The sequence below is a fragment of the Ferroacidibacillus organovorans genome, from assembly GCF_001642725.1.
Taxonomy (GTDB): Bacteria; Bacillota; Bacilli; order Alicyclobacillales; family SLC66; genus Ferroacidibacillus; species Ferroacidibacillus organovorans.
In genome coordinates, this window is record NZ_LSUQ01000089.1 from 1 (window position 1) to 7395 (window position 7395).

The following is a 7395-nucleotide window of genomic DNA, read 5'->3' on the forward strand; positions in this document are numbered from 1 at the left end:
CACCAAGATAAGTTGACATAACTCAATCTCTACCGAGGGGCGAATTTACACCACATCTCGGACTTGATCTCATTTTGCCGATGGAGTGGCAAGATGACCTTGGACTTCATATCGTAGCTTTTATGATTTCTGAAAGCGGAGAGATACTGGGTTATCAAACGAAAAACCAATATGACCCAGATGAAGACAAATTCGGGTATGTGCCTGGAACTCATCGTAGGGTGTTTGAGATAAAGGGAGTAACACTCGGAATTGTCATCTGTCATGAGGGATGGCGGTATCCTGAGACGGTACGATGGGCAGCTCGTCAAGGAGCGCGTATCGTGTTCCACCCTCAATTTACTAACGAAGTAACGAACCCGGAATTTTATCAAAATGCCATGATTTGTAGAAGCGGAGAAAATAACATTTTTTTCGCAAGCGTCAACTACGCTCTTGAATCCCAAAATGTCACGACAACCATAATTTCTCCATTCGGAGAACGACTGACGGTCGCTGCTCCAAGGCAGGAGCAATTATTGGTTTGGGATATCGATCCCAATCAAGCGAGCAGACGACTGGCTGACCGGTATAACCCTGGGCTGTTTTAAAGAAACACAGTGAAGCGTTTGGGAATCGGGCATCTATGCACCAAGAAGAATAGCCACTATTCCTCATTGGGCCATCATCGTAGACGAAAATGGCGTTAGATCGTCGGAAGAAATAGAAATCGCGTGTTCTCGAATGGCTAACACGGTTTACACAACGGTCAGGCTGTGCTTCCAATGTACTGGCGCTATCTTGATGATCGACATCAGACGAGTGATAGGGGCGGAAAATTACGACCTCAACGGGGGGCGAAAAAAGTGACAACTATGGGGTATAGCGGTCCAGACTTTTACGATCAATCTTCCGTTTATGATACCTACATGCAACGCAGAAGTAGGTCGCAAAACCCGAATGACACAATTGAAAAACCAATTTTTATGGAACTTGTCGGTGGTGTAAAAAATCAGGCAATACTCGATCTTGGCAGTGGAAACGCTGACTTCGGTCTTGAATCGATAAACAACGGCTGCCGTCGCTATGTTGGGGTGGAAGGTTCCAAAAACATGGTGAATGCAGGACGCAACACGCTACAGGGCACACAGGGGGAAATCATTTTCTCTTCGATTGAGGATTGGGATTATCCAGAAGAAACATTTGATCTCGTTGTCTCTCGATTGGCACTCCATTACATCAAGGATGTTGAGGCATGTTTTCAAAACGTATATAAAACACTCGTTCCCGGCGGACAATTCGTTTTTTCCGTTGAACATCCCGTGTTGACCTCTTGCGCGCGAAGTGCAGAAATCTCAACACGAAGAGCAGACTGGATCGTTGATCATTATTTTGAGACGGGTGAGCGCATTTCCCCTTGGTTGGGTAGTACCGTACTTAAATACCATCGTACCATTGATGATTATTTTTCTGCGGTTCAAAAAGCGGGATTGTCCATCACATCCCTTCGGGAGTCTCGACCATCACCGTCCAATCTGGATCAAGATGAATACATTCGCCGATTGAGAATCCCACTCTTTTTGTTCATTTCGTCTCATAAGGCGCAAGATCGCCTATGATTAAGCGTGATATTTGCCGAAGTCGATCCTAAAAAACTGTTTGCAACGATTTCTGTCTATAAGCGGAGCGTGAACGCCAGAAGATAAGAAGAGGGAGTGATTCGTATGACAGAGAGAATCAAGGTGTCGTCAGGTTCTGCATGGGAACCTGTTGTGGGATACAGTCGAGCGATTCGCGTTGGAGACCGTGTTGAAGTGGCAGGCACCACCGCTGTAAGAGATGGCAAAATCGTCGGTGTGGGTGACGCTTATGCACAAACGGTATGCGCCTTAGAAATCATAAAAGAATCCCTCGAAAAGGTTGGAGCAACACTGGATGATATTGTTCGGACAAGGATGTTCGTAACCGATATCTCAAAATGGGAGGAAATAGGAAAGGCACACGGAACGTTTTTTAGGGATATCCGTCCTGCCGCTACAATGGTTGAAGTGAAAGCGCTCATCGAGCCTGAGCTCATGGTCGAGATTGAAGCCATCGCAATCGTAAATGAGTAGTCGTGGTCCTTTCCTCATGTAAAAGAGCAATTTGGGTACGATCAAAGGATCGATTTTGCGAACAACACCACCCCAAGCGCCATGACAAGAAAAAAGATGTAGCGTTGAAATTTGTCTGTAGGGATTTTTCGATGAAGTAGAGTGCCTAACAGGATGGCTGCAGCCATGGATGGCAGAGAAAACAAATACAGAGTAAACACGTCGAAATTCCACATCTGGCTTATTCCCTGTCCGATAACGATGAGTGTACCCGAAATGAGAAAATAAGCTTGCATGGTACTTCGAAAAATTCTCGGCTGCCATCCTCGTATTGAACCGTAAACCGCAACCGGAACGCCGTTAAAATTATACGCACTGCCAAAGACACCTGAGGCAAAACCAAATAATACGCCCCATAACGGATGCTGCAATCGATCCTGCACGTCTGTGATAAGATAAATAGGTCGGGTTAATGAGTAAATCGCATAAGCAAAAAGTGCGACACCGAGTGATCCTGTCATGACATTTGTCGGAACATAAGTCACCATGATCAGCCCGATGGGGATTCCTGCGAGAGCGGAAAAAACCAATGGAACCAACGCTTTGCGATGGATATGCCGCCAACCCGTCGTTACAGCAACTATGGCTACCGTAAGTCCGACAAACCCCATTAAAGAAATAGAAGTATGCAAATTGAGTGGAAGCAGTGTCAATAGCGGCATACTCACTACGGCTTCTCCAAAGCCAAACGTAGTGCGCGTCAAAGCTCCCAAAAAAATCACCAAAACGACTCCAAGAATCAGCAGTATCGACATATTTGCTCCCGTATGAATGATCATTGCCTCTATTTTATTTGAAGATCACCGTGTTGGAAACGATGGATCGAGATGATGCCTACAAACCACTCGCTAGAACTTCTTCCCTTAAACATTGCAGGGCATGATAAAATCCAGCCTTCGCATGAAAAGGTCAGTCCGTGTAACCTCCCCACTTCATCTCTCGTCTTAACTGTAACCATTGACTTGAGAGGGTGGAGAACACATGGTATTCCCCTCATTCACCGCACGCGTGGCTCTCGTCGCGCTCTCTGCAGTCTCTCTTCTCTCCATTTTGTCACCCGCATCCATGGCTCCATCGTTTGCTCATTACACCGAAGCAACCCCACAGTTTCCGATAATTTCAAAAATGGATTCAGCGAGTGATAAAGAAATGCCCTATTCCGCATTAGGCGTTGTTGCTCAAATCGCGATGTTTCACTCTGGTTATGGATGGGCTGCATCAAGTCTAGGCGTGTTTCAAACAAGTGACAGCGGAACCCATTGGGTTAGAACGCTTCGCGGCGACGCCGCGATCAAATCAAACGGCCAGACTGACTTTTTAAACAAGAATACCGCTTACGCCATTTTACCGGCTAATAACACGCAAAGTTACCTCTATGTGACACATGACGGCGGTAGAAAATGGAATCGAAATTTGGTACCGATCGAAGCACAATCCGTCATACAGATCAGCTTTGCCAATTCGCGGGTGGGTTTAATGATGACTGCACCGCATGGAGCTGCCGGCCCACTTGAGCCGATTGCACTGTACAAAACTAAAGACGGAGGCGTAAAGTGGAACCCAACAAAGCCGCTTTTAACTAAATCTAGCGTTATCTACGATATACTTAACGCCACTCACATCTTTGCAAAAGTCGGTCAAACGCTTTATGAGAGCAAAAAAGTAGGCCAAAGTTGGTATGTTGCAGGAAATCATGCCCCGAGCGGCACCACCCTCATCTTTGTGAGTCCTTCAGATGGATACGCTGTAGGAACCACTCTATGGAAAACGGTAACGGGCGGAAAAACGTGGTCTAAAATTCGCTAGTTCTACGAACTTTTCAGGAGGTTACGTACGTGAAAAAACAATCCGCTGAACGCTATACGATCAAGGATCATGAATTGCACTGCCCAATCTGTTCTCATGATCATTTCTACACACGCCACACATTGATGGGCACTGCCGGAAAATCACTTTTTGATGTCAATTGGATGAATCCAGAAGCTGATAATTACATCTGTGAACAATGTGGGTATGTTCTGTGGTTTTTAGAACCATAAATCAATTGATCATGCCCAAACCGTTTCACTCGCCGAATCCTGATGGTGGTAATGATACTTCAAGAAACTATAATCAGAATGCTCTATTTAGAATCCTCTCCGCAGATGGGACTCCCCTTCCTATAAAAAATTCCCCCTACCCTCGCGAACCTACACTCATTCCCTGGACAGCGGGGCGTACTTTGCGCCCTGCTTTCATCTGGGGATTTTAGAAAACCCAATCGTTTGTGAAAAAAATCCTCACAGGGGTTTACTTGCGAGCAGATTCAACATATCGTTTAAGCGACAGAAAAGTTTCCCTAAGCTAATTTTATTTCCCTACAGAAAATATATTTCCATCAGGAAAAACACAACTCACCTGGGCACGAGGAGGCTTGTTGATCATGGGACTATCGTCTGTCTCGGTACCAATGAAAGAAGATCGCGCCACACAGGCATGCAGAAGTTCACTTTCCGGAAAACGCAAAGGCATTCGCGCACTACTGCCATTTATCGGCCCTGCCTTTATCGCATCTATTGCATACATGGACCCTGGAAATTTTGCAACCAATATCCAGGGCGGGGCGGAATTCGGATACAAACTCCTTTGGGTTGTGGTCATGGCAAGTGCCATGGCGACCCTCATTCAGTACATGTCCGCAAAACTGGGTATTGCTACGGGTCGAAATTTGCCTGAGCTTTGCCGACAACACTTTCCCAAATGGTTGTCGATCAGCCTCTGGATCATCTCGGAGTTCACCGCAATGGCGACAGACTTGGCTGAGTTTCTAGGGGCGACCCTTGGCTTGTACCTGCTGTTTCACATCCCGCTCATCATCGGCACCCTTTTGACGGGCATCACCACCTACTTGATTCTGATGCTTGAACGGTTCGGATTCAGGCCACTCGAACGATTTATTACAGCCCTAGTGTTGGTGATCGGTGCAGCGTACCTTGTTGAAACGGTTCTCTCACGACCATCCGCCAGTCAAATTCTATATCACAGCATCGTGCCATGGATGGGCAACAGCAACGCGCTGCTACTAGCCGTTGGTGTGGTCGGGGCGACAGTCATGCCGCATGTGGTGTATCTCCATTCAGGACTTACGCAAAATCGTGTGACTCCAAATGATGAACAGGAAAAACATCTCATAAATCGATTCAGCCGCATAGAGGTGCTGATTGCCCTGTCTCTGGCCGGAATCATCAACATGGCCATGATGTACATGGCAGCCTCTGTATTTTTTAATACGGGACATACAAACATTGCAAGTATTCCAACAGCGTATGAGACACTGAGACCCCTTCTGGGTTCAGCGGCTGCCGGCGTTTTCCTGGTTTCTCTTTTGGCTTCTGGCTTTTCGAGTTCGGCCGTCGGCACCATGGCGGGGCAGGTCATCATGCAAGGATTTGTAGGATTTAAGATCCCACTTTGGGTGCGCCGCGTCGTAACGATGTTGCCTACATTCATCATTGTATTACTCGGCGTAAACCCCACCGAGACACTGGTGATCAGTCAAGTTTTGCTCAGCATTGCCCTGCCCGCCCCGATTCTGACACTGATCTACTTTACACGCAGAAAAGACATCATGGGCAGCCTTGTGAACAAATCCGCAACGACCATCTTTTCAAGTGCGATTGCACTTACGATTCTCTTTTTAAACGTCGCCCTGATCTACTCCTCATTGGGCGGTTCAATCTAAAAAATCGCCAAGGGCAGGAAGTCAGCGCTTCCTGCCCGAAGATTTGAAATGCATTTCCTATCGTTTTTCCCGCGCTCTACGGCAGGTGCCGCGTCTTTTCAGATATTGGCGTGCGCATTTTGGGTGCGGGAATCTCGCTCGGATAACCGATGCCAAAAACACCCACCACGTCATACTTCTCCGCTGCACCAAGGATTTCCCTGTTTTTTGGCAAAGACCCAAGAGATGCCCAACGCGTGCCAACCCCCTCCGCATGCAAGAGAAGAAGAAAATTCTGCACAAAACACGCTGTCGCAACTAAATTCTCCTCGCGCTCTAGCTCGTTTTGTCCACGATTCGACAGTACAGCGAGAACGATTGGTGCTCCACCAAAATCTGCACCGTGGTTTAGCGCTGCGCGCGCTTTTGGACCTACGAAAACGACCTCCCAAGGTTCGGTCAGACGATGATTAGGCGCCATGGTTGCGGTTTGTAGTACAGCATTGACCATGGTCTCATCGACAGGATCCTGCCGGAACGTTTTGATATTTCGGCGTGTAGCGATTCGTTCTGCAAGTTTCATAATCGGTGTATCCTCTCTCCATGGCTTAGGTACATCCTTTACTCGCTTTCGCAACGAATCTTATCATACAAAACGCGATTTCAGATCACGTTCCAATAAACAACACCTATCTTACATTCGATTGCATAAAACGATTACCTTAGACAGAAATTAACAGATGATCTAATACGTCCGTGCTAAAACCATTTTGGAGGAGGTATCGTGAATGAACCGCCGTATGGATAGGATGACCATTGCCGCCACAGTCATCGCGATGACTGTCTTTGTATCAGGATGCGGTACTACAAATCAAGGGTCCGCGCCATCACAGACACAAAGCACAACCCATCCACCCCAAACTACGAATCATACGACGACACCCGGCAACCCATCCTCATTTCCTGCGAGCGTCGCAATGGTTCACTTCACCATTACGGGCAGTCAATTGAAGAGTATCCAATCTGCTGTAAAAATGATTCACGGAAATCCTCGCACACTGGGTTTTGGTAGCGGTCAAAAAATATATGTACCCGCAGCGTTGCCCAAAGGCCAAAAGTTTCTTAGTGCTTATTCCGGAATAAACTCGATATTTGGTACCAACGTAAATCTGGGCTTTAGTGGATTCAATTTGGATCTAAGCAATAAAACTCCAGATATTATTAAAAAAGTAAAAACCGTAACGCTCTCTCAGGGCCATACAGGAACGTGGTACATAAACAAACCAGGAACGGGTGGTACAACCTACTTTCTAATCTACACGATCGGTAAGACCAACCTCATTTATTACTCCAACCTTAAAACGCTATCCTTTTCTCAGATCGAGAAAACCGCGAGTCAGTGGATCGATTTAGGTAGTATGCATTGACGGAACAAATCAGTGCATCGACGCTTGTATGAATCTCATGTTAATCAACGTTTGATTCGTAGTTGTAGATCAAGTCCGAGATGTGGTGTAAATTCGCCCCTCGGTAGAGATTGAGTTATGTCAACTTATCTTGGTG

Annotated in this window: 9 protein-coding genes; 7 read left to right on the forward strand and 2 right to left on the reverse strand. The window is 46.6% G+C overall.

Annotated features, from left to right (window positions below):
• Nucleotides 1–80 precede the first annotated feature (80 nt).
• From AYW79_RS14680 to AYW79_RS14690, 3 genes are all read left to right on the forward strand, one after another.
• Nucleotides 81–590 carry a carbon-nitrogen hydrolase family protein gene (locus AYW79_RS14680; RefSeq protein ID WP_067953474.1) on the forward strand — a complete coding sequence of 170 codons (510 nt, stop codon included), beginning with the start codon at nucleotides 81–83 and terminating at the stop codon, nucleotides 588–590.
• A gap of 264 nt (nucleotides 591–854) precedes the next feature.
• Nucleotides 855–1598 carry a class I SAM-dependent methyltransferase gene (locus tag AYW79_RS14685; RefSeq protein ID WP_067567485.1) on the forward strand — a complete coding sequence of 248 codons (744 nt, stop codon included), beginning with the start codon at nucleotides 855–857 and terminating at the stop codon, nucleotides 1596–1598.
• Between the two features lie 105 nt (nucleotides 1599–1703).
• The gene (locus AYW79_RS14690; RefSeq protein WP_067567488.1) at nucleotides 1704–2093 is read left to right on the forward strand and encodes a RidA family protein; all 390 of its coding nucleotides are present in this window, start codon (nucleotides 1704–1706) and stop codon (nucleotides 2091–2093) included.
• A gap of 41 nt (nucleotides 2094–2134) precedes the next feature.
• Here AYW79_RS14690 and AYW79_RS14695 read toward each other — a convergent pair whose 3' ends face one another.
• Complete coding sequence (locus AYW79_RS14695; protein WP_197461056.1) at nucleotides 2135–2854, reverse strand: sulfite exporter TauE/SafE family protein; 720 nt, start codon at nucleotides 2852–2854, stop codon at nucleotides 2135–2137.
• A 259-nt stretch (nucleotides 2855–3113) separates the two neighbouring features.
• Here AYW79_RS14695 and AYW79_RS14700 point away from each other — a divergent pair, with 259 nt between their 5' ends.
• From AYW79_RS14700 to AYW79_RS14710, 3 genes are all read left to right on the forward strand, one after another.
• A complete protein-coding gene (locus tag AYW79_RS14700; RefSeq protein ID WP_067567494.1) occupies nucleotides 3114–3938 on the forward strand; it encodes a WD40/YVTN/BNR-like repeat-containing protein in 825 nt (274 codons plus the stop codon).
• Between the two features lie 29 nt (nucleotides 3939–3967).
• Nucleotides 3968–4171: a hypothetical protein gene (locus AYW79_RS14705; protein ID WP_067567497.1), complete on the forward strand. Its 204-nt coding sequence runs from the start codon at nucleotides 3968–3970 to the stop codon at nucleotides 4169–4171.
• Nucleotides 4172–4554: 383 nt separating this feature from the next.
• Nucleotides 4555–5853, forward strand: coding sequence for an Nramp family divalent metal transporter (locus tag AYW79_RS14710; protein WP_067567500.1), 1299 nt, complete (start codon nucleotides 4555–4557; stop codon nucleotides 5851–5853).
• 76 nt (nucleotides 5854–5929) lie between these two features.
• Here AYW79_RS14710 and AYW79_RS14715 read toward each other — a convergent pair whose 3' ends face one another.
• Nucleotides 5930–6415: a nitroreductase family protein gene (locus tag AYW79_RS14715; protein WP_067567503.1), complete on the reverse strand. Its 486-nt coding sequence runs from the start codon at nucleotides 6413–6415 to the stop codon at nucleotides 5930–5932.
• A gap of 205 nt (nucleotides 6416–6620) precedes the next feature.
• Here AYW79_RS14715 and AYW79_RS14720 point away from each other — a divergent pair, with 205 nt between their 5' ends.
• Nucleotides 6621–7259 carry a hypothetical protein gene (locus AYW79_RS14720; RefSeq protein WP_067567507.1) on the forward strand — a complete coding sequence of 213 codons (639 nt, stop codon included), beginning with the start codon at nucleotides 6621–6623 and terminating at the stop codon, nucleotides 7257–7259.
• Nucleotides 7260–7395: the final 136 nt, after the last annotated feature.

Excerpts from the sequence above, each read along its gene's own strand:
- AYW79_RS14715 (WP_067567503.1), bottom strand. The coding sequence starts at position 6,415 with ATGAAACTTGCAGAACGAATCGCTACACGCCGAAATATCAAAACGTTC.
- AYW79_RS14685 (WP_067567485.1), top strand. The coding sequence starts at position 855 with ATGGGGTATAGCGGTCCAGACTTTTACGATCAATCTTCCGTTTATGAT.
- AYW79_RS14710 (WP_067567500.1), top strand. The coding sequence starts at position 4,555 with ATGGGACTATCGTCTGTCTCGGTACCAATGAAAGAAGATCGCGCCACA.
- AYW79_RS14720 (WP_067567507.1), top strand. The coding sequence starts at position 6,621 with ATGAACCGCCGTATGGATAGGATGACCATTGCCGCCACAGTCATCGCG.
- AYW79_RS14700 (WP_067567494.1), top strand. The coding sequence starts at position 3,114 with ATGGTATTCCCCTCATTCACCGCACGCGTGGCTCTCGTCGCGCTCTCT.
- AYW79_RS14680 (WP_067953474.1), top strand. The coding sequence starts at position 81 with ATGGAGTGGCAAGATGACCTTGGACTTCATATCGTAGCTTTTATGATT.
- AYW79_RS14690 (WP_067567488.1), top strand. The coding sequence starts at position 1,704 with ATGACAGAGAGAATCAAGGTGTCGTCAGGTTCTGCATGGGAACCTGTT.